Raw genomic sequence first — 21,265 nt, forward strand, 5'->3', positions numbered from 1 at the left:
TACGGCGCACGGCGAGGGCCCCGGACGTCGTGTCCGGGGCCCTCGCTTCGGGGCGGGCGGGGTGGGGTGGGGCGGTCAGACCAGCGGGCGCAGGGCGGCGGAGCGGGAGCCGTCGGCGACCTGGTTGAGCGGGGTGCCCGCCTCGACCGGGGAGCCGGGCGGGGTCTCGGCGGCGGCCGTGACGTCGTCGACCTCGACGTGCTCGCGGCGGAGCTCGTCCCGGACCACCTCCTCCTCCGTGTAGCGCTCGACCACCAGGCGGACCCGCTCGATCGGGGCGAGGTACTTGCGGACCACCGGCCGCTCCTCGCGGAGGGTGACCTCCTCGACCGCCTCGTCGATCTCCTTCTCGGTCAGCGAGGCCAGCTCGGCCTCGCTGACCGGCATCCGCTCCACCCGGACCCGCTCACGGACCACCGGGACGCGGCGCTCGACCTGCTCGCTGGTCACGTACTTGCGCAGCTTCGCGGTGCCCAGGACGTGCCACTCGGTGGTGATCTCCAGCCGCTCCTCGCGGCAGGTGATCTCGACCGGGCCGCTGGGGGCCGAGGAGGCGGCGGTGCCGTTCGGGGCCGGGGTGGTCGCGGCGGGCTGCGGCTTCGGCTCGACCGCGGGGGCGGCGAGCGGTGCGGTCGCGGTGCCGTTGGCGACCGGTGCGGGGGTGCTGAGGGTCCGCACGTGGGCCTCCGTGGCGGTGTCGGTGCTGGTGTGGGTGGCGGTCGTGGTGGTCATGGCGGTCGTCGTGGGGCCGGGGTCGGGGGAGTGGAAGGCGATCGGCTTGACGGTCCCGGCGCCCGCGGTGGTGCCGAAGTCGAGGTCGGGCCGGCCGTCCAGGGCGGGCTCCCCGGCGGCCGGACGGCCGTCCACGGGGGTGTCGAGGCCGTAGTAGCGGTAGAGCTGGAGCTCCTGGGCGGGCGACAGGTGTTGGCCCACGCCGAAGTCCGGCGAGTCCTTGACCAGCGACTTGTCGTAGGGCACCCGGAGCTCGTCGCCGGAGAACTCGCTCGTGGTGAGCGGGACGAAGGCGTCCCGGCCGAAGATGCCGGTCCGGACGGCCGCCCACTCCGGATGCCCGGTGGCGTCGTCCAGGTACACCTCGTCCACCGTGCCGATCTTGTCTCCGTTGCGGTCGACCGCCTTGTGGCCGATGAGGTCCCGGGGGTCGATGTCGGTCTGCACTCTTTCCTCCAAGCGCTGCGCCTGCGGAACTCCCGCAGGTGAGGCGGCCGGAGCACCCGTCCCGTCCGCCACTTCACACCAAAAGCCATGAATCGGACGGGCGCGACCGGGGTGCGCCGGACGGGCTCGGCACTGGGCCGTCCGGGGGACGCGCGTAGACCCCGGAGTGACCCGACGCACCCGTGATCGGAAGGCCTCCCGCTGGTACCCTGGGCCGCGACCGCCGAGCCCGCTCGGGAGAGTCCCCGACAGCGAAAACCGCTGGTCGGGGCGCCGAAGGAGCAACTCCTCCCCGGAATCTCTCAGGCATCCGTACCGTGCGGGATAGGTCACTCTGGAAAGCAGGGCAGGACCGCCGGCGCGGGAGCCGGCGATCACCACCCTCACCGACGGTGCAAGCCGACGAAGCGCCACAGCGCGACGTGCGGGCGAAGCTCTCAGGTCCCGATGACAGAGGGGGAGGCCTTTCGGGTCCGCCCGCCCAGACCGTCCGCTGTCCGCAGCGGCGCGGCCGACCGGCGTGCGCACCCCCGCCGGTCCGTGACCAGGAGGCCTCGACCACCATGAACGCCCAGCCGAACGCGGGACGCCCCACCAGCGCCTCGACCCTCACCGAGCTTGAGCTGGCCAGCCCCTTCGAGAACCGCCACATCGGCCCCGACGCCGCCGCGCAGGAGAAGATGCTGGCCTCCGTCGGCTACGGCTCGCTGGACGAGCTCGCCGCCACCGCCGTTCCCGAGGCGATCCGTTCCATCACCGCCCTGGACCTGCCCGGCGGCCGCAGCGAGGCCCAGGTCCTCGCCGAGCTGCGCGAGCTGGCCGGCCGCAACCAGGTGCTCCAGCCGATGATCGGCCTGGGCTACTACGGCACCTTCACCCCGCCGGTGATCCTGCGCAACGTCATGGAGAACCCGGCCTGGTACACCGCCTACACCCCGTACCAGCCGGAGATCTCGCAGGGCCGCCTGGAGGCGCTGCTCAACTTCCAGACCCTGGTCTCCGACCTGACCGGCCTGCCCACCTCCGGCTCCTCGCTGCTCGACGAGGGCACCGCGGCCGCCGAGGCGATGGCGCTGGCCCGCCGCGTCACCAAGGTCAAGGGCGGTGTCTTCCTGGTCGACGCCGAGACCCTGCCGCAGACCATCGCGGTGATCAACACCCGCGCGGTGCCGACCGGTGTCGAGGTCGTCGTCGCCGACCTGTCCGAGGGCATCCCCGCCGAGATCGCCGAGCGCGGCGTCTTCGGCGTGCTGCTCCAGTACCCGGGCGCCACCGGCGTGGTCCGCGACCTCACCCCGGTGATCGAGCAGGCGCACGGCCTGGGCGCGATCGTCGCCGTCGCCGCCGACCTGCTGGCGCTGACCCTGCTCAAGTCCCCCGGCTCGCTGGGCGCCGACATCGCCTGTGGCACCTCGCAGCGCTTCGGCGTCCCGATGGGCTTCGGCGGCCCGCACGCCGGCTACCTCTCGGTGCGCGCCGAGTACGCCCGCTCGCTGCCCGGCCGCCTGGTCGGCGTCTCCGTCGACGCCGACGGCAACCGCGCCTACCGCCTGGCCCTGCAGACCCGCGAGCAGCACATCCGCCGCGAGAAGGCCACCAGCAACATCTGCACCGCCCAGGTGCTGCTCGCCGTGATGGCCTCGATGTACGCCGTCTACCACGGCCCGGACGGCCTGGCCGACATCGCCCGCCGCACCCACCGCTACGCCGCCGCCCTCGCCGCGGGCCTGCGGGCCGGCGGCGTCGAGCTGCTGCACGGCGAGTTCTTCGACACCGTCACCGCCGTCGTCCCGGGCCGCGCCGCCGAGATCGCCGCCGCCGCCCGTGCCAACGGCATCAACGTGTTCCAGGACGGCGAGGACCGGATCTCGGTCTCCGCCGACGAGACCACCACCCGCGAGCACCTGGCCGGCGTCTGGGCCGCGTTCGGCGTCCCCGCGGTCGAGGTCGCCGAGGCCGCCGACGCGCTGCCCGCCGCGCTGCTGCGCGAGGACGAGTACCTGACCCACCCGGTCTTCCACAGCCACCGCTCGGAGACCGCCATGCTGCGCTACCTGCGCCGCCTGTCGGACCGGGACTACGCGCTGGACCGCGGCATGATCCCGCTGGGCTCCTGCACCATGAAGCTCAACGCCACCACCGAGATGGAGGCGGTGACCTGGCCCGAGTTCGGCCAGCTGCACCCCTTCGCGCCGGTCGACCAGGCCGCCGGCTACCTGACCCTGATCCGCCAGCTGGAGCAGCAGCTGGTCGAGGTCACCGGCTACGACGCCGTCTCGATCCAGCCGAACGCGGGCTCCCAGGGCGAGCTGGCCGGTCTGCTGGCCGTCCGCGCCTACCACCACGCCAACGGCGACACCCAGCGCGACGTCTGCCTGATCCCGTCCTCGGCGCACGGCACCAACGCCGCCTCCGCGGTGATGGCCGGCATGCGCGTGGTCGTGGTGAAGACCCTGGTCGACGGCGACGTGGACGTCGAGGACCTGAAGGCCAAGATCGAGCAGAACCGCGACAGCCTGTCGGTGCTGATGGTCACCTACCCGTCGACCCACGGCGTGTACGAGACCCAGATCACCGACATCTGTGCCCTGGTGCACGAGGCCGGCGGCCAGGTGTACGTCGACGGCGCCAACCTGAACGCCCTGGTCGGCCTGGCCAAGCCGGGCAAGTTCGGCGCGGACGTCTCGCACCTGAACCTGCACAAGACCTTCTGCATCCCGCACGGCGGCGGCGGCCCGGGCGTCGGCCCGGTCGCGGTGCGCGCCCACCTGGCGCCGTACCTGCCGAACCACCCGCTGCAGGAGGAGGCCGGCCCGGCCACCGGCGTCGGCCCGATCTCGGCCGCGCCGTGGGGCTCGGCGGCGATCCTGCCGATCTCCTGGGCGTACGTCCGGCTGATGGGCGGCGAGGGCCTCAAGCACGCGACCCAGGTCGCCGTGCTGAACGCCAACTACATCGCCAAGCGCCTGGCGCCGCACTTCCCGGTGCTCTACACCGGGCCGGGCGGGCTGGTCGCGCACGAGTGCATCATCGACCTGCGCCCGCTGACCAAGGAGACGGGCGTGACGGTGGACGACATCGCCAAGCGCCTGATCGACTACGGCTTCCACGCGCCGACGATGTCGTTCCCGGTGGCCGGCACGCTGATGATCGAGCCGACCGAGTCCGAGGACCTGCACGAGATCGACCGGTTCTGCGACGCGATGATCGAGATCCGGGGCGAGATCGACAAGGTCGGCTCGGGCGAGTGGGCGGCCGACGACAACCCGCTGCGCAACGCCCCGCACACCGCCGCCACGCTGGCCGGCGACTGGGCGCACGGCTACTCGCGGCAGGAGGCGGTCTTCCCGGCGGGCGTGAACCCGGCGGACAAGTACTGGCCGCCGGTGAGCCGGATCGACGGCGCGTACGGCGACCGCAACCTGGTCTGCTCCTGCCCGCCGCTGGACGAGTACGGGGTCTGATCGGCCGCGCAGGAATGAGGCAGGGCCCTGGCAGAACGATTCTGCTGGGGCCCTGCCCTTTGCGCTTTTGCGCTGACCGGTTGTCGGGTGGGCTGCCGGGTGGGCCCAGGCTGGGCGGGCTCGGACCGGGCGGGCTCAGGCCGCGTGGGCGACCGGGCGGTGCGGGGCGATCACCCGGCCGTCGGGCAGCAGCTCCCCGGTGTCCTCGAACATGACGACGCCGTTGCAGAGCAGGCTCCAGCCCTGCTCCGGGTGGCAGGCCACCGGCTCGGCGGCCTCGCGGTCCTCGGATTCGGCCGACGGGCACTCAGGACGGTGCTGGCACATACGTGTACCCTCGCTTCGCTCTGCGATCCTCCCCGTGGTGCGGTCACCGGAGGTCGAGCCGTCCCGGGACCGCCGTGGTGGTCGGATCCTGTCCGCGTGCCAGCCAAGTTTGACCGGCACTCAAGTGGGTAGGACAGGGGGTCCTTCCACGCTGGTTCCCAGTGTCGGCATCTGCGGACGTGCGCGCAGCCATTTGGTGACATGCGCCACAACTCCGGGGCAGAGATCACCCGTTCAGGTGGGGCCGGGGGAAAATCGCGCACCGGTGGGTCAGTCGCGGGATGGCCCGAAGGGGCCATGGTGGATGGCCCACCCGGGTGGTGGCCGTTCGGGTGAGGCCGACGGACGGGGCCGGGCACCACGAAGGGCCGCCGGGCGTGCTGCCCGGCGGCCGGTGCGGAGCGGTGTTCGCGCGGTGGCGGCGCGGCCTCAGGAGGAGCCGAGCAGCAGGGAGCCGGCCAGCGGCGCGCGGGCGAGCAGCGGGAGCAGCTCGGCGGCCGGGTAGGCGCGGTGCGCGGTGACGCCGAGCGGGGCCGGGGCCAGCGGGATCAGCAGGTCGGCGGACGGGCCGGCGTCGGGGCTGTGCAGCCAGAGCGCGGTGGCGTACTGGCCCGGGAAGGTGAGCAGCCGGGGCTGGCGGCGGGAGCGGGAGCTCTGGGCGAGCTGCCAGGCCTCGCGCAGCGCCCGGACGGTGGAGGAGAGGTACGGGCCGGCGGTGAAGTGGGAGAAGGTGTGGCCCTCCGGGCTCTGCACGACCTCGGCGGCGGCGGCGACTTCGGGGCCGTCCTTGATCAGGAAGCGCCAGCCGGTCCGCCGGGCGGCGGGCAGTTCGGGGCGCGGGCCGTCCAGGACGTGCACGGCGAGCGGGTGCGCGGGGAGCAGTGGACCGGTCGGGTGACGCAGCGCGGCGGCGGCGGGCTGGCGCAGCGCGGTCTCCGAGTCGAGCGCGCCCAGGACGGCGCGCAGGGCGCTCGGCGGGGGCTGGGGGGTCTGCAGGGTCATGGCGGGGTCCGCCTCTCCAAGCGAGATCGGCGTGCGAATGCGGCATACCGGCGCGGCTCGGTGCGTCCACGGTGACGGGGTCCGGCCTTGTCCGGTTGTGCAGGATCGCGTTGTGCAGGATCGCGGTGCCGGCGCGGTCGTCGCCGTCGACGAGGGCCTCGGAGCGGGATGGTCCGGCCGGAGCGCAGTGCGAACTCAGCGAATTCATCGAACAAATGCGCAGGGTGATCTGTTTATCACAGGCGGTGGTGCCGGGCAAGTCTGCAGATGGCCTGAATTCCCGTCAGATGCCTTGCAATGCAAGCCAGTACACGCATTCGGGTATCGATCTTCGAGGCGGGCATGATGCTGGCACGGTCGACCGGCCGGGTGTCTCAGGAGGAGGGGACCGTGGGCGAGAAGGTCGTGGCGACTCGGGCGGATCTGGCTGACCGGCAGCAGTACCGGCTCAAGCTCCAGGCCTGCCTCGACGCGCTCGGGCGGATGCTGCGCGAGGACCGCTTCGACCGCCCGCGGGCGGTCATGGGGCTGGAGATCGAGCTCAATCTGGCCGATGAACAGGGCCTGCCGGTCATGCGCAACGCCCAGGTGCTGAGCGCGATCGGCTCCAGCGACTTCCAGACCGAGCTGGGCCAGTTCAACATCGAGGTCAACATCGTGCCGCACCGGCTCTGCGGGCACGTCTTCGAGGAGCTGCGCGAGGAGATCGACACCGGACTGCGCTACGCCGACCGGCAGGCGGCCGAGGTGGGCGCCCGGATCGTCATGGTGGGCATCCTGCCGACCCTGGAGAACGACCACACCGGGCTGGACGCGATGAGCCACAACCAGCGCTACAGCCTGCTCAGCGACCAGATCCTGGCCGCCCGGGGGGAGGACATCGCGCTGGACATCGAGGGCGTCGAGCACCTCCAGCTGGAGTCGATCACCATGGTCGCCGAGGCCGCCGCGACCTCGCTGCAGCTGCACCTCCAGGTGACCCCGGAGCGGTTCTCCTCGGTCTGGAACGCCGCCCAGGCGATCTGCGGGCCGCAGCTCGCGCTCGGCGCCAACTCGCCCTTCCTGTTCGGGCGGGAGCTGTGGCGGGAGACCCGTCCGGTGCTCTTCCAGCAGGCCTGTGACACCCGTTCGGCGGAGCTCAAGGCCCAGGGCGTGCGCCCGATCACCTGGTTCGGCGAGCGCTGGGTGGACTCGGCGTACGACCTGTTCGAGGAGAACCTGCGCTACTTCCCGGCGCTGCTGCCGATCTGCGACGACGAGGACCCGGTCAAGGTGCTGGCCTCCGGCGGCGCGCCCCGGCTCGCCGAGATGAGGCTGCACAACGGCACCATCTACCGCTGGAACCGCCCGGTCTACGACGTCGCCGGCGGGGTCGCGCACCTGCGGGTGGAGAACCGGGCGCTGCCGGCCGGGCCGACGGTGGCCGACACACTGGCCAACGCCGCCTTCTACTACGGGCTGGTGCGGGTGCTCGCCGAGCAGCCCCGGCCGATCTGGACCCGGCTGCCGTTCGAGCGGGCGGACGAGAACTTCCAGCAGGGCGCCCGGTACGGCATCGACGCGGTGTTCCAGTGGCCGCGCCCGGGCCGGGCCGGCCGGGGCGGCGGGCTGCAGACGGTGTCGGCGGTCGACCTGGTCCTCAACGAGCTGCTGCCGATGGCCCATCAGGGACTGGACGAGTGGGGCGTGGAGCCCGCCGACCGGGACCGCTACCTGGGGATCATCGAGCAGCGCTGCCTGCGCCGCACCAACGGCGCCGCCTGGCAGAGCGCCACCTTCCACCGGCTGCGCGAGCAGTACGGGATGGACCGCCCGGCCGCGCTCGCCGCGATGACCAGGCGCTACGCCGAGCACATGCGCGGCGGCGAGCCGGTGCACACCTGGCCGGTCGGCTGAGGCGGGTGCCCCGGCCGCCCGCTGTGTCAGGATGATCGCTCCGGTCGTCGGCCGACGACCGGAGCGACCGTCCGTCCGCTGGAGCACCCGTGACGACCCGCCCGACCGCGCCGGAGACCGCGCAGCCCACCCGACGCCTGCTCGGTGCGGAACTGCTGGTCGTCCTCGGCCTCTCGCTCGGGGCCAGCGGGATCAGCGCGCTGATCAGCTTCGCGGGCTCGCTCACCGCACCGCTCCAGCTCGGCCAGCAGGTCGCCACCCTGAACGGCTCGCGCGCGCCCGGGCGGCCCTGGCTGGACCTGGTCTGGCAGCTGTACTACATCGGGCGCGGGCTGATGCCGGTGGTGCTGGTCGGCTACCTGCTGGTGCGCGAGGGCACCTCGCTGCGGGTGCTGGGCTTCGACCTGCGGGAGAAGCTGCGCGACCTGGGCCGGGGCGCGGCCGTCGCGGCCGCGATCGGCGGCTCCGGGCTGGCGCTGTACCTGCTCTCGCAGGCAGCCGGGTACAACCTGACGGTGGCGCCCTCCGGGCTGCCGGACGTGTGGTGGCGGGTGCCGGTGCTGGTGCTGTCGGCCTGGCAGAACGCGATCCTGGAAGAGGTCGTCGTCCTCGGCTACCTGCTGCGCCGGCTGGGGCAGCGGGGCTGGTCCTGGCCGGCGGCGCTGGCGGCCGGCTCGGTGCTGCGCGGCTCGTACCACCTGTACCAGGGGGTCGGCGGGCTGGTCGGCAACATGGTGATGGGGGCGGTGTTCTGCCTGCTGTACCGGCGCTGGGGGCGGGTGATGCCGCTGGTGGCGGCGCACGCGCTGATCGACACGGTGGCCTTCGTCGGGTACGCGCTGCTCGCCGGGCACGTCAGCTGGCTGCCGACCCCCTGACCGGTGACCCCGGCAGGGACTGGCTCCGTGGCGGGCGGGCGAGCAGCCGGTCGACGTGCCGGCGCTCCAGGCCCTGACCGGGGTCGATCGGCAGCAGCAGGCGGTCCCGGCGCCACAGCGAGCGGCGGACCAGCCGGGACGGTATGACGTCGTCCACCCAGGCGAACGGGCGGCCCTCGGCGTAGCGCAGCAGCGGGGCCCATTTGCGGGAGGAGAACAGCTGCATCAACGGGACGCGCGGGTCGCCGGGTTGGGGGACGTACCCGGTGAAGCGGACGAAGGGGAGCGGGTCCAGGCCGATCGCCGGGGAGATGTGGGTGTTGGCGTGCTCCTCCCAGGTGGTGGCCCAGACCAGCTCGTACGTCCCGGAGAGTTCGCGCAGCCAGGCGCCGTGCTTGGCGGCGAGCAGGACGGTGTAGCCGAGCAGGGTGTGGGAGTCGAATCCGGCGTCCGGATGCGGACAGACCGGGTTCAGCACCCCGTCGACGTCCAGGAACAGCAGTGGTTTCGGCACCGGTGGCCCCCCGAGTGGTTGGTGTCTCCTACCTGCTCGGACGAACCACCCGTACCGGTGGTTGCTTTCCGGCGGGCGCACGCGGGGCGCACAGGGCGCTCACGGCGCGGGTGCGGGCTCATTGGCGGGCACCGTTGCGTCCGGGGTGCTTCGCCGCGGGTCGCGCCGGGACAGCCGGCGGATCTGCGGGTCGATCAGGACCACGGCGCTCAGCAGCAGGCACAGCGCTGCGCAGGCCCAGAGCGCGCCGGACAGGCCGAGCGCGGCCGCCGCCGGGCCGGCCAGCGCGGTGCCGACCGGGGCCAGCGAGTAGGAGCCGAGCTCGTCGTAGGCGGCGACCCGGGAGAACATCTCCTCCGGGATCTCCTGCTGGAGCACGACCATCCAGTTGACGCCGAAGACCGTGACGCCGACGCCGGAGAGGAACATCGCGGCGATCAGCAGCGGCAGCGGCGCTCCGGCGGCCAGGGCCAGGGCGGGGGCGCCGAACAGGAACACGCCCCAGTTGCCGACCAGCAGGATCCGGCGGGGGCGCCAACGGGCCATCAGCAGGCCGGTGACGACCAGGCCGACGCCGTACGCGGACATCGCCCCGCCCCAGGCGCCCGCGCCGCCCAGGCGTTCGTCGGCCACCGTCGGCCCGTACACCGACTCGACCGTGTTGATGCAGGCGACCACCACGGCGAACTGCAGCACGATCACCCACAGCCAGCGGCGGGAGGCGAACTCCCGCCAGCCCTCGCGCAGATCGCGCAGCATGCCGCCGCCGGAGGGGGCGGGCGCGGCCTCGGCCTCCAGGAAGAAGCGCAGGGAGGCGGCGATCAGGAAGCAGAGGGCGTCCAGGGCGAGCACCCAGCCCGGGCCGACGGCGGCGGTGAGCGCCCCGCCGAGGGCGGCGCCGCCGATCTGGGAGGCGTTCTGGCCCATCCGGAAGACCGAGAAGGCGCGGGCGGCGTGCTCCTGGGGGACGGCCTGCATGATCATGCCGCCGGCCGCGGGGGAGTAGAGGGCGTAGCCGGCGCCGCCTGCGGCGGAGAGCAGCAGCAGCTGCCACAGCCGGACGTGCCCGGCCAGCACCAGGGCGGCCAGCACGGCCTGGGAGACGGCGCTGAACAGGTTGGCGGCGACCATCACGTGGTGGCGCGGCAGCCGGTCCGCGAGGGTGCCGCCGAGCAGCAGGAACAGGACGGTGGGCAGCAGCCGGGCGGCGGTGACGTACCCCACCTCGGTGGCTCCGCCGCCGTTGCCGAGGACGGCGAAGGCGGTCGCGATGGGGGCGCCGGCGTTGCCGAGGCCGCTGATCACGGTGGCGGCGGTCTGGATGCGGAAGTTGCGGCTCGCCCAGGCGAGGCGGCGGGGGAGTGGGGTGGGCACCCGGTGACTATGGCCGGAGTTCGTACAGGTGTCTATCCGGTTTTCGTACCTGTTCCGGTCGGTGGGGCGGAGCGTCAGCCGAGGTGGCCCCAGAGGAAGGTGAGGGTGCGGCGCCAGGCGATCCGGGCCTGGAGGGGGTCGTAGGTGCCGAGCAGGTTCTCGTCGTTCATGAAGGCGTGGCCGGCCGGGTAGAAGTGGATCTCGGGGCGGACGTCGGTGGCCTCGCCGATCCGGATCGCCGCCTCGTCCGCGGCGGCCATCGGGATCGAGCCGTCGAGTTCGCCGAAGTGGCCGAGGACGTGGGCGGTCAGGCCGCGGTAGTCGAAGTCCGGATCCGACGGGAGGCCGTAGAACGGGACCACGGCGGCCACCCCGTCGCCGGCCCGGGCCGCCAGCATCAGGGCGAAGCCGCCGCCCATGCAGAAGCCGACCGCGCCGACCGCGTCGCCGACCACGCCGTCCAGCGACAGCAGGAAGCCGACCGCGCCGGAGAGGTCCTCGACGGCCCGCTCGACCGGGAGTTCGCGCTTGAGCCGGGCCGCCTCGGCGCGGTCGTGGGTGGTGGCGCCGCCGAACAGGTCGGGCGCCAGGACGGTGAAGCCCTCGGCCGCGAAGCGGTCGGCCATGTCCGCGACGTGCGAGGTGAGCCCCCACCACTCCTGCACCACCACCAGGCCCGGGCCGATCCCCTGCGGGGGGCGGGCCAGGTACCCGTGCGCGGTGCGGCCGTTGCTCGGGAAGCTGACGTTCTGCCGGGAGCCGCCCTGGTCTGGCATGGCTTCCTCTCGGTGGGTCGGGCCGCGTGCGGCGGGGAGCGGGAGGGGGCCGGTCAGCCCATCTCCTCCAGGGCGCGGCCCTTGGTCTCCTTGATGCAGAAGGCCACGAACGGGATCGAGAGCAGCGCGAAGACCGCGTAGATGACGTACGTCGCGGAGAGGTTCCAGTCCGCGAGGTCCGGGAAGCTGACCGTGATCGCCCAGTTGGCGATCCACTGGGCCGAGGCCGCGACCGACAGGGCCAGCGCCCGGATCCGGTTGGGGAACATCTCGCCGAGCAGCACCCAGACCACCACGCCCCAGGAGAAGGCGAAGCAGAGCACGAACACGTGCGCGGCGACCAGGGCGACGGTGGCGTGGGTGTTGTCCAGGGTCGCGGTGTCGCCGGTGCCGTGCCGGTAGGAGAACGCCCAGGCGGCGGTGCCCAGTGCGGCGGCCATGCCGATCGAGCCGGCCAGGGCCAGCGGCTTGCGGCCGATCCGGTCCACCAGGGCCATCGCGATCACCGTGCCGATCACGTTGACGATCGAGGTGGAGAGGCTGATCAGCAGCGAGTTGGACTCGTTGATGCCGACCGACTGCCAGAGCAGGGAGGAGTAGTAGAAGATCACGTTGATGCCGACGAACTGCTGGAACACCGAGGCGCCGATGCCGATCCAGACGATCGGCAGCAGGCCGAAGCGGCCGCCGAGCAGGTCCTTGAGCCGGGGCTTGTGGGCGGATTCCAGCACCGCCCGGATCTCGGCGACCCGGGCGTCGAGGTCGACGTCCTCGCCCTCGACCTCGACCAGCACCTTGCGGGCCTGCGCCTCGCGGTGGTCGGCGATCAGGAAGCGCGGCGACTCCGGGATGGAGAGCGCCATCAGCCCGTACACCAGGGCCGGGATGGTCTCGACGCCGAGCATCCACTGCCAGGCCTGGATGCCGCCGAGGTGGCCGGTGGACTCGCCGCCGGCGGCCTGGTTGAGCGCGTAGTTGGCGAGCTGCGAGACGGTGATGCCGAGCACGATCGCCATCTGCTGGAAGGAGGCGAGCCGGCCGCGGTAGGCGGTCGGCGCGACCTCGGCGATGTAGGTGGGGGCGATCACCGAGGCGATGCCGATCGCGACGCCGCCGACCACGCGCCAGGTGGCGAGGGTCTCGATGTTCGGCGGGAACATCGAGCCGATGCCGCTGGCCGCGAACAGCACGGCGGCCAGCAGCATGGTGCGCACCCGGCCGAAGTGGTCGGCCAGCCGCCCGGCGACCACCGCGCCGCCGGCCGAGCCGAGCAGCGCGATGGCCACCACGAAGGCGGTGGTGCCGTGGCCGACCGCGAAGTGCTTCTGGATGCCCGTCACGGCGCCGTTGATCACGGCGCTGTCGTAGCCGAACAGGAAGCCGCCCATCGCGGCGGCCGCCGAAATGAAGATCACGTGCCCGAGGTGGGCCTCGCCGGAGGCCCGTTGGTGGTGGACTGTGGACACGTGCGCTCCCCGAGTGGACGGGCCCGCCCTGACGGCTGGGCAGGACTCGTCTCACATTCGAGCAGCGCGGCGGCCGACCTGCCCGAGTTGGGGACCGATCGGGTGAAACGGGGTCAGCCGGCGGCGCGCGCGGTGGCCGCGCGCCGCTGCTCGCGCCGTTCGTGGCGCCGCAGCAACTGGGTACGGGCGGCGGCGTCCTGGTCGCGGCGGAGCGCGGGGGCGTCCGCGCGGGCGGCGAGGCGCTCGGCGATCCCGTGCTGCGCCTCGGCCGGCTTCTTGTCGTCGTACTTGAACTTGGCGCGCACCTCCCGGACCGTCAGGCGGAGCCCGCGCAGGCCGGGCAGCAGCCGGCCGAACTCGTTGGCGCCGGGGACCACCCGGACCTCCGGGGTCTCCGGCTGGAAGTGCGCCAGCTGGCGGTTGAGGATCTCCGCCTTGCCCTCGGCGGACTCCACCACCTCGGCGGTGCAGTGGAAGTGGACCGAGGCGTAGTAGCTGGTGGGCGTGCCGGGCTCGCCGCGCCAGTGGCCGGGCGCGAAGGCGTAGCCGTCGGTGACCGCCAGGGTCACGTTCGGGTCGGTGCGGACGGCGGCCAGCAGCGGGTTGGGCGCGGCGAGGTGGAGCAGGATCTCGCCGCGCTCCGCGTCCAGCAGGAAGTGCGTCGGGACGAGCACCGGGCCCGCGTCGGGGCCGCCGTTGGCGGCGAGCAGGCCGAAGTCGCGGCCCTCGGCCAGCCAGGCGCGCCACTCCTCCTCGTCACCGCGGTCCCAGGACCGGATCAGCATCGGACGGCCCTCCTCAGCGGGGGTAGCGGCGCATGTGCGCGGGCAGCGGGACGGACGGGTCGTGCGGCTCGGGGGCGCCGTAGGTGGTGCTGACCGGGACGAGGCCGGACCAGTACGGCAGGTCGGCGTCGGCCGGGTCGTCGGCGGCGCCGTCCGAGCGGGACTTCGCCGAGACCTCGTCCAGCTCCAGCCGGACCACGGCGGTGGCGGCGAGCTCCTTGGGGTTGGCCGGGCGGATCTCGCCGGAGCGGCCGGGGACGACCTGGTCGACCAGGGCGGCCAGTGCGACGTCCAGCTCCTCGGGGTCGGTGACCTGGTACGCGGTGCCGTGGGCGACCACCGAGCGGAAGTTCACCGAGTGGTTGAACGCGGACTTGGTCAGCACCAGGGCGTCGACGTGGGTGACGGTGACGCAGACCTGCATGCCCTGCTCGTCGGCGGCGCCGCGCATCGGGCGGCTGCCGGTGGAGCCGTGGACGTAGAGCCGGCTGCCGACCCGGGCGAAGACCGTGGGCAGGACGACCGGGGCGCCGTCGACGACGAAGCCGAGGTGGCAGAGGTAGGCCTCGTCGAGGATGGCGTGGATCGCCTCCCGCTCCCAGGTGGCGCGGTCCTTGTAACGGGTGGGGGTGGTGCGGGGGGTGCGGGCGTAGACGGGGACCTCGGTGGTGGGGTCGGTCGCCTCGGCGGAGTCCGCAGCGGAGTCCGCAGCGGTTTCCGGGCGTGCTTCCGGACCGGCGCCCGGGTTCTCTTCCGGGTTCACTTCCGGCGTGGTCGACATGACAACCCCTATGTACTAGTGCATAATCTGGTTTGTGCTAGGAGACTATCCGCTCAAAGGGCGACGCGCCAGCGAAATCGCGGCCCACATCGAACAGGGCGTGAGCAGCGGCAAGCTCGCGCCCGGAACCGCGCTCCCCCCGCTGCGCGACCTCGCCGCCGAACTCGGCGTCAACCCCAACACCGTGGCCGCCGCCTACCGGCTGCTGCGCGACCGCGGCGTGATCGAGACGGCCGGCCGCAAGGGCAGCCGGATCCTGCCCCGGCCCGCGCTCACCACCCGCGACCAGATCCGCATCCCGGTCCCCGCCCGGGCCCGCGACCTGTCCACCGGCAACCCCGACCCGGAACTGCTGCCCGACCTCGCCCCGGCCCTCGCGGCCGCCGCCGAGGCCGCCCGGGCCGAGCCCGTGCTGTACGGGCACCCGCAGAACCACCCCGGCCTGCTCGAGCTCGCCCGCACCTCCTTCGAGGCCGACGGACTGCCCGGCGGCCCGATCGCGGTCGCCTCCGGCGCGCTGGACACCATCGAGCGCGCGCTCGGGGCCTGGCTGCGCCCCGGCGACGCGGTGGCGGTCGAGGACCCGGGCTGGGGCAGCCTGCTCGACCTGCTGCCCGCGATGGGGCTGCGGCCCGTGCCCGTCCGGCTGGACGACGAGGGGCTGCTGCCGGACGCGCTGGCCGCCGCGCTGGCCGACGGCGCCCGTGCGGTGGTGGTGACCAGCCGGGCGCAGAACCCGACCGGTGCGGCCGTCAGCGCGGCCCGGGCCGCGGCACTGCGGGCCGTCCTGGCCGAGCACCCCGGGGCGCTGCTGATCGAGGACGACCACGGGCACGGCATCGTCGACCAGCCGTACCACCCGCTGGTCGGCGCCGGGTCGCGGCACTGGGCGGTGGTGCGCTCGGCGGCCAAGGCGTACGGGCCGGACCTGCGGGTCTCGGTGATGGTCGGCGACGAGGAGACGGTCGGGCGGGTCGCCGGGCGGCTGCGGCTCGGCGCGGGCTGGGTCAGCCACCTGCTGCAGGGCACCGTCGCCGAGCTGTGGCGCGCCGACGCGGCGCCGGCCGCCGAGGTGGCCGCCGCCTACCGGGCGCGGCGCGACGCGCTGCTGGCGGAGCTGGCGGCGCGCGGCATCGAGGCGCACGGGGAGAGCGGGCTGAACGTCTGGGTGCCGGTGCCGGACGAGACCTCGGCGCTGGCGGCCCTGGTGCAGCGCGGCTGGGTGGCGGCGCCGGGGGCGCGGTACCGGATCCAGTCGCCGCCCGGGCTGCGGTTCACCGTCGCACGCCTCGACCGGGCGGGCGCAACGGGCCTGGCCAACGATCTGGCCGCGGTCCTGGGAACGGGCGGTGCCGGCACCAGGCTGGTCTGAACCCGTCGGTAACAAAGCGGGAAACCTGCTGCACGTACCTAGCGGTAACCGGCGCGGCCATGCCATCTTCCAAGCGCCACCGGCCGGCGGCCCACCCTCACGTACGCGTCTTCCCGTCCCCATACCGCGGGGAGACCGAGCCGCAGGAGTTTTCCGCCGTGCCCGAAAACAGTTCGAGCATCACCAGCAGCACCCCGCGACTCGCCAGACGGCTGCTCACCGCGGCCGCCGCCCTGCCGCTGACCCTGGCCGGCCTGGCCTTCGCCCCTCCCGCCTCGGCGGCGCCGGCCGTCCCGTCCGTCCCGGCCGCCGTGCCCAGCGGGCCGACCGCCAGCGTCACGCTCGGCGACAGCTACATCTCCGGCGAGGCCGGCCGCTGGAAGGGCAACTCGGCCGACTCCAGCGGGAACCGGACCGGCACCGACCGGGCCTGGACCGGCAGTTCGTACGACCCCTCGCTGGTCTACGGCCCGACGGCGGCGAGCGGCTGCGACCGCTCCGACGTCGCCGAGGTGCTCGGCGCCCAGGGCGTCGCGCAGCAGCAGATCAACCTGGCCTGCTCGGGCGCCGTCACCGGCAACATCTTCCGCGCCTCCAACGGCGGGCAGTCGCTGAAGGGCGAGGCCCCGCAGGCCGACCAACTCGCCACCGTGGCGGCCCGGAACAACGTCAAGCTGATCACGCTGTCGATCGGCGGCAACGACCTCGGCTTCTCCGGGATCATCTCCAACTGCGTGCAGGACTACCTGATCTGGAACTCGTACTGCCACGACTCGGCACAGTCCCAGATCGACTCCCAGCTGCCGACGGCGATGTCCGGGGTCGGCAAGGCGATCGACGAGATCCGCGCCGTCATGACCGGCGCCGGCTACGCGCAGTCCGACTACCGGCTGGTACTGCAGTCCTACCCCTCGCCGATCCCGCGCAGCGCCGAGATGCGCTACCCGGAGAGCGGCTGGAGCCGGTCCGACACCGGCGGCTGCCCGTTCTGGGACGGGGACGCCGACTGGGCGCGCGACTCGATGGTGCCGCAGATCTCCAAGGCGCTGGCGGGCGTCGCCGCCGCCAAGGGGGCGCAGTTCCTGGACCTCTCGAACATGCTCCAGGGCCATGAGGTGTGCTCCACCTCCGCGCAGCAGCCGACCGCGGGCTCCGGCCCGTCCGCGACCACAAGCGAGTGGGCGCGTTTCCTGGACGGCGGCTTCAACACCACCCAGGGCGTGCTGCAGGAGTCGATGCACCCCAACTACTACGGGCAGCAGGCGCTCGGCGCCTGCCTGAGCCGGCTGTGGGCCCGGCCGACCGGCAACTACGCGTGCAACAACACGGCCGGGCAGGACGCGAGCGGGATGTACCTGACGGCGGAGTGAGCCGGACGTGCCGCCGCCCCTCGCCCGCTGTTCGGTGGGCGAGGGGTGGCGGCACGAGGTCCGGGAGGCGACGACTTCGCGGGGTTCACGGCCAGGTCGGGGGCGGTCCGGGCCCCGGGGCGGACGGGCAGCGTCGCTACCGAGGAGTAATCGCCGCCGGGAGAGGTAAGTATCAACCTGATCAACTGAATTGACATGGCATTCGATCGAAGGGCTGTCCCGTTGGCGGGCGACGCATTGTCGGCCGCTGCCGCCATCGCCCGCCACCTTCGCGCCCAGGAGTGACCGCCATGCCCACTGCCCCGCAGCGCCCCGGCACCGACGGCGAGCGCCCCGTCGTGGTCCTCACCGACCACGGCTCCGACGAGGGCAGCAGCGCCGTTCTCGAAGCCGCGGTCGAACGGCTCACCGGCACGGCCCCGATGGCCGTCGACGCGCGCCGCTTCATGACCGGCGGCGCCGGCCGCGCCGAGATCCGCCACGGCCGCCTCACCCTGCGCCTCGCCGAGGACGGCCCCACCCTCACCCCCGAAGCGGTGATCGTCTACGAGATCCCGCCGGGCGACCGCCACCGCTTCGAGGACTTCCAACGCGTCCTCGCCCGCAGCGACACCGCCCGCCTGGGCGCCGCCGACAGCACCGCCTGGCGCAACGCCACCGACAAGAGCCGCACCGTCGAACGCTTCGCCCGGCACGGCATCCCGCACGCCCCGACCATCACCCTGCACGCGCCGGACCGGGCGGCGGCGCTCGACGCATTCCGCCGCCTGGGCGGCGACGTGTGGACCCGACCCGCCACCGGACTGGGCGGCAACGGCGTGTTCCACGCCACCACCACCGCCCAGCTCCTGGCCGCCCGCGAGCACTACGCCACCACCGGCCAGAAGTGGCAACTCTCCCGCGACGCACGCAACTTCGACGCCCGGGGCCGCCGCCACCAGCTGCGCGTCGTCGTGCTGGGCGAGCGCGTGCTGCGGGTCTGCGAGCACGTCCAGGAGGCGCTCGACGAGCCGTGCAACGAGGCGCGCGGCGCGCGCTCCACCGTGCTGCCGCCCGAGGAACTGCCGCGCGGGCTGGCAGAGTTGGCGGTGGGTGCGACCCGTGCGCTGGGACTGTCCTTCGGCGGCGTGGACCTCGCCGTCGAGGACGGCGGATGCGTCTTCGAGGTCAACGTCCACCCGGTGATCAGTGGGCCCGGGGCGCTGGAGGGCGTCGCCCTGCCCATGGTCCGGGCCCACCTGGCGGAGGGCTCGGCGCCCCGGCCGGACCACCGGGCGGCGCCGTAGCGGGGGTGCCGGTGTCGCCGGGGGGCGGTGGGGTTGTGGCTCAGCCCTTGGCGAGCAGGGACTGGGCGTGGGCCTGCACCTGATCCTTCGTCAGATAGGCGTCGGTGTACTCGAAGTCCTGCAGTCGGGCGGGCTGGCGGGCGAGGAAGCCGGTGCGGACGAAGTCGTCCCCGGCGGTCGCGTTGAGCAGCCAGTTCGCCCCCACCCGGAACTTGGCGGCATTGGTGCGCATCGCCATCAGGTGGTAGCCGCGGGCCACCAACTGGGCGGGAATGCCGCGCAGTTCGACACCCACCGGCTTGGACACCGCGTCCTTGCCGCCGAGGTCGACCACCAGGCCGAGGTCCTTGTGGTAGTACGGCTCCAGCGGCTGGCCGCGCAGCGAGGCGATCACGTTGTCGGCCACCGCGCGGCCCTGGCGGGCCGAGTGCTGGGCGGTCGGCGGGCAGACCGCGCCGTCGCCCTTGGCCAGGTCGGGGACGGCGGCCGCGTCGCCGAGTGCGAACACGCCCTCGAACTGCGGCACCCGCATCTCCGCCGTCACCGCCAGCCGGCCGCGGACCGTCTCCGCGTCCAGAGTGCCGATCAGCGGGCTGGCGGCCACCCCGGCGGTCCAGATCAGCGTCCGGCAGGGGATCACCCGGCCGTCGGTGAACTTGACCGTCTCGGCGCCCACTTCGGCCACCGAGACGCCCAGCGACACCTCGATGCCGCGGTCGCGCAGCACCTCCAGGGCCGCCGTGCCGAGGGCGTCGCCGAGTTCGGGCATCAGCTTGGGGGCGATGTCGATCAGGTGCCACTTGATCTGGCGGGCGTCCAGCCGCGGGTAGCGGCGGGCGGCGGCGGTGGTGAGGCGCTGCAGGCAGGCGGCCGTCTCGGTGCCCGCGTAGCCGCCGCCGACCACCACGAACTGCAGGCGGGACTCGCGCTCCCGCTGGTCCACGGTGGCCGAGGCGAGGTCGAGTTGGGCGATCACGTGGTCGCGGACGTAGGCCGCCTCGGCCAGCGTCTTCATGCCGCGGGCGTAGTCGGTCAGGCCGGGGATGTCGAAGGTGCGGGTGACGCTGCCGGGGGCGAGCACCAGGACGTCGTACTTCAGCGCGACCACCTCATCGGTGATCTTGCGGACCACGCACACCCGCGAGGCCGGGTCGACGCCGATGGCGCCGCCGGGGACGATGTGGGTGCGGCGCAGGCTCCGGCGCAGGGAGACCGCCACCGACTGGGGGGTGAGGACGCCGGCCGCGACGTGGGGGAGGAGGGGGAGGTAGAGCTGGTAGCTGAACGGTGTGACCAGCGTGATCTCGGCCTCCGACGGCGAGAGCTTGCGTTCGAGGCGGCGGGCGCACTCCAGGCCTGCGAAGCCGCCGCCCACGATCAGGATCCGAGGTCGTTCCATCGCTCATCCCTTTGCCGTACAAGTCGTACCGGAAGGCCCCCATTACTGTCCGCCACACTCGCACGGAGCAGCGGGGGCTGCCACCGGGGTGGGGCGGAGGGGGGAGGAGGGGAGAAAGGGAGGGGGGAGAAAAGCAGGGGGGAGAAAGGCAGGGGACAGGTCGGGGTGCGGGGGCCGGGCCGGTGGGGCACCGATAGGCTGTCGGGCGTGCTCCCCGAGGTGACGGCGGTCCGGTATGTGACGCCACTGCGAGAAGGCGGCTCGATGCCGGGCCTGGTCGAGGCCGACGACCGGCGGCTGTACGCGCTGAAATGGGTCGGTGCGGCGCAGGGCCGGAAGGCGCTGGTCGCGGAGGTGCTGGCCGGGGAGTTGGGGCGGCGGCTCGGGCTGCCGGTGCCGGAGCTGGTGACGATCGACCTGGACCCGGTGCTCGCGCGCAGCGAGCCGGACCACCAGGTCCAGGACCAGATGCGGGCCAGCGGCGGGACCAACCTCGGGATGGCCTTCGTCAGCGGCGCGCTGAACTTCGACCCGCTCTGCTTCGAGGTCGACCCCGAACTGGCCGGGCAGGTGCTCTGGTTCGACGCGCTGATCGGCAACGTCGACCGGTCCTGGCGCAACCCCAACCTGCTGGTGGCGACCGGCGGGCTGCGGCTGATCGACCACGGCGCGAGCCTGATCTTCCACCACAACTGGGCCGGCGCCGCCGGCTGGGTGCGTCGCCCGTACGACGCGTCCGACCACGCGCTGCTGCGCGCCCGGCCGGACGTGGCGGCGGCGGACAAGACGCTCGCGCCGCTCGCGGAGGCGGCGGTCGAGGCGGCGGTGGCGCAGATCCCCGAGGTGTGGCTGGTGGACGAGTTCGGCTTCGACTCGCCCGAGGACGTGCGCGCCGCGTACCGCGCCCAGCTGACCGAGCGACTGGCCGGTCCGCGGGACTGGCTGCCGGAGGTGTCCGCATGACCGAGCCGCTGTCGGCCGCACTGCCGGCCGTCGTGGAGCTCCACGACTACGAGTACGCCGTGATCCGGGCGGTGCCGCGGGTCGAGCGGGGTGAGTGCGTGAACGTCGGGGTGCTGCTGTACTGCCGGCAGAGTGCCCACCTGGCGGCGCGGACCCACCTGGACCAGGCCCGGCTGCTGGCGCTGGACCCGGTGGCGGACGTGCAGGGGGTGCGTCGGGCGCTGCAGGGGATCGAGGCGGTCTGCCTGGGCGGGCCGCAGGCCGGTCCGGCGGCCTCGGACAGCCCCGGGCAGCGGTTCCGGTGGCTGACGGCGCCGCGCAGCGCGGTCGTCCAGCCGGGGCCGGTGCACACCGGGCTGACCGCGGACCCGGAGGTCGAGCTGCGGCGGCTGTTCGACCAGCTGGTGCTCTGATCCTGCCGGGCCGGCCGTAC

At 73.5% G+C, this 21,265-nt stretch carries 18 protein-coding genes and 1 riboswitch; of the genes, 8 read left to right on the forward strand and 10 right to left on the reverse strand.

The annotated features are described in order from the left end of the window. Window positions 1–75: 75 nt before the first annotated feature. Window positions 76–1,179: a PRC and DUF2382 domain-containing protein gene (locus ACFVXG_RS41480; RefSeq protein ID WP_387935632.1), complete on the reverse strand. Its 1,104-nt coding sequence runs from the start codon at window positions 1,177–1,179 to the stop codon at window positions 76–78. A gap of 224 nt (window positions 1,180–1,403) precedes the next feature. Beyond that, a riboswitch (glycine riboswitch) is annotated at window positions 1,404–1,507 on the forward strand. A 235-nt stretch (window positions 1,508–1,742) separates the two neighbouring features. On the opposite strand from ACFVXG_RS41480, the gene gcvP reads away from it, so the two are divergent. Continuing rightward, on the forward strand, window positions 1,743–4,643 hold the full coding sequence (gcvP, locus tag ACFVXG_RS41485; protein ID WP_387935634.1) for an aminomethyl-transferring glycine dehydrogenase: 2,901 nt from the start codon (window positions 1,743–1,745) through the stop codon (window positions 4,641–4,643). A gap of 135 nt (window positions 4,644–4,778) precedes the next feature. Here gcvP and ACFVXG_RS41490 read toward each other — a convergent pair whose 3' ends face one another. Together ACFVXG_RS41490 and ACFVXG_RS41495 are read right to left on the reverse strand one after the other, a co-directional pair. Continuing rightward, complete coding sequence (locus ACFVXG_RS41490; protein WP_350505310.1) at window positions 4,779–4,970, reverse strand: DUF5999 family protein; 192 nt, start codon at window positions 4,968–4,970, stop codon at window positions 4,779–4,781. Between the two features lie 429 nt (window positions 4,971–5,399). Next, window positions 5,400–5,972 (reverse strand): hypothetical protein, encoded by a 573-nt coding sequence (locus ACFVXG_RS41495; RefSeq protein WP_387935636.1) that lies wholly within the window; start codon window positions 5,970–5,972, stop codon window positions 5,400–5,402. A 390-nt stretch (window positions 5,973–6,362) separates the two neighbouring features. Between ACFVXG_RS41495 and ACFVXG_RS41500 the strand changes: the two genes are divergently transcribed. Together ACFVXG_RS41500 and ACFVXG_RS41505 are read left to right on the forward strand one after the other, a co-directional pair. Continuing rightward, window positions 6,363–7,868: a glutamate--cysteine ligase gene (locus tag ACFVXG_RS41500; RefSeq protein WP_387935638.1), complete on the forward strand. Its 1,506-nt coding sequence runs from the start codon at window positions 6,363–6,365 to the stop codon at window positions 7,866–7,868. An 89-nt stretch (window positions 7,869–7,957) separates the two neighbouring features. After that, complete coding sequence (locus ACFVXG_RS41505; protein ID WP_387935640.1) at window positions 7,958–8,746, forward strand: CPBP family intramembrane glutamic endopeptidase; 789 nt, start codon at window positions 7,958–7,960, stop codon at window positions 8,744–8,746. On the opposite strand, the gene ACFVXG_RS41510 is transcribed toward ACFVXG_RS41505, so the two are convergent. From ACFVXG_RS41510 to ACFVXG_RS41535, 6 genes are all read right to left on the reverse strand, one after another. Further along, window positions 8,724–9,260, reverse strand: coding sequence for an HAD domain-containing protein (locus tag ACFVXG_RS41510; RefSeq protein ID WP_387935642.1), 537 nt, complete (start codon window positions 9,258–9,260; stop codon window positions 8,724–8,726). The genes ACFVXG_RS41505 and ACFVXG_RS41510 overlap by 23 nt on opposite strands. Window positions 9,261–9,359: 99 nt before the next feature. Continuing rightward, window positions 9,360–10,634 carry an MFS transporter gene (locus tag ACFVXG_RS41515; protein WP_387935644.1) on the reverse strand — a complete coding sequence of 425 codons (1,275 nt, stop codon included), beginning with the start codon at window positions 10,632–10,634 and terminating at the stop codon, window positions 9,360–9,362. A 74-nt stretch (window positions 10,635–10,708) separates the two neighbouring features. Next, window positions 10,709–11,410: a dienelactone hydrolase family protein gene (locus ACFVXG_RS41520; RefSeq protein WP_387935646.1), complete on the reverse strand. Its 702-nt coding sequence runs from the start codon at window positions 11,408–11,410 to the stop codon at window positions 10,709–10,711. A gap of 53 nt (window positions 11,411–11,463) precedes the next feature. Beyond that, window positions 11,464–12,798 (reverse strand): sugar porter family MFS transporter, encoded by a 1,335-nt coding sequence (locus tag ACFVXG_RS41525; RefSeq protein WP_387935705.1) that lies wholly within the window; start codon window positions 12,796–12,798, stop codon window positions 11,464–11,466. 191 nt (window positions 12,799–12,989) lie between these two features. Next, on the reverse strand, window positions 12,990–13,661 hold the full coding sequence (locus ACFVXG_RS41530; protein ID WP_387935648.1) for an FMN-binding negative transcriptional regulator: 672 nt from the start codon (window positions 13,659–13,661) through the stop codon (window positions 12,990–12,992). A gap of 13 nt (window positions 13,662–13,674) precedes the next feature. Continuing rightward, window positions 13,675–14,442, reverse strand: coding sequence for a pyridoxamine 5'-phosphate oxidase family protein (locus ACFVXG_RS41535; RefSeq protein ID WP_387935650.1), 768 nt, complete (start codon window positions 14,440–14,442; stop codon window positions 13,675–13,677). Between the two features lie 34 nt (window positions 14,443–14,476). On the opposite strand from ACFVXG_RS41535, the gene ACFVXG_RS41540 reads away from it, so the two are divergent. The 3 genes from ACFVXG_RS41540 to ACFVXG_RS41550 all read left to right on the forward strand — a co-directional run bounded on the left by ACFVXG_RS41540 (window position 14,477) and on the right by ACFVXG_RS41550 (window position 18,470). Next, window positions 14,477–15,814 (forward strand): aminotransferase class I/II-fold pyridoxal phosphate-dependent enzyme, encoded by a 1,338-nt coding sequence (locus ACFVXG_RS41540; RefSeq protein WP_387935652.1) that lies wholly within the window; start codon window positions 14,477–14,479, stop codon window positions 15,812–15,814. A 158-nt stretch (window positions 15,815–15,972) separates the two neighbouring features. Then, a complete protein-coding gene (locus ACFVXG_RS41545; RefSeq protein WP_387935654.1) occupies window positions 15,973–17,184 on the forward strand; it encodes a GDSL-type esterase/lipase family protein in 1,212 nt (403 codons plus the stop codon). Between the two features lie 290 nt (window positions 17,185–17,474). Further along, window positions 17,475–18,470 (forward strand): RimK family alpha-L-glutamate ligase, encoded by a 996-nt coding sequence (locus ACFVXG_RS41550; RefSeq protein ID WP_387935655.1) that lies wholly within the window; start codon window positions 17,475–17,477, stop codon window positions 18,468–18,470. 40 nt (window positions 18,471–18,510) lie between these two features. Here the strand turns inward: ACFVXG_RS41550 and ACFVXG_RS41555 are convergent, their stop codons facing one another. Further along, window positions 18,511–19,869, reverse strand: a complete 1,359-nt coding sequence (locus tag ACFVXG_RS41555) for an NAD(P)/FAD-dependent oxidoreductase (RefSeq protein ID WP_387935657.1) — start codon at window positions 19,867–19,869, stop codon at window positions 18,511–18,513. A 207-nt stretch (window positions 19,870–20,076) separates the two neighbouring features. Between ACFVXG_RS41555 and ACFVXG_RS41560 the strand changes: the two genes are divergently transcribed. Together ACFVXG_RS41560 and ACFVXG_RS41565 are read left to right on the forward strand one after the other, a co-directional pair. Continuing rightward, the gene (locus ACFVXG_RS41560) at window positions 20,077–20,832 is read left to right on the forward strand and encodes a HipA family kinase (RefSeq protein WP_387935659.1); all 756 of its coding nucleotides are present in this window, start codon (window positions 20,077–20,079) and stop codon (window positions 20,830–20,832) included. Further along, the gene (locus tag ACFVXG_RS41565) at window positions 20,829–21,245 is read left to right on the forward strand and encodes a DUF3037 domain-containing protein (RefSeq protein WP_350505295.1); all 417 of its coding nucleotides are present in this window, start codon (window positions 20,829–20,831) and stop codon (window positions 21,243–21,245) included. Before ACFVXG_RS41560 ends, ACFVXG_RS41565 begins: the two co-directional genes overlap by 4 nt. Window positions 21,246–21,265 lie beyond the last annotated feature (20 nt).

This window comes from Kitasatospora sp. NPDC058162, assembly GCF_042884005.1.
Classification (GTDB): Bacteria; Actinomycetota; Actinomycetes; order Streptomycetales; family Streptomycetaceae; genus Kitasatospora.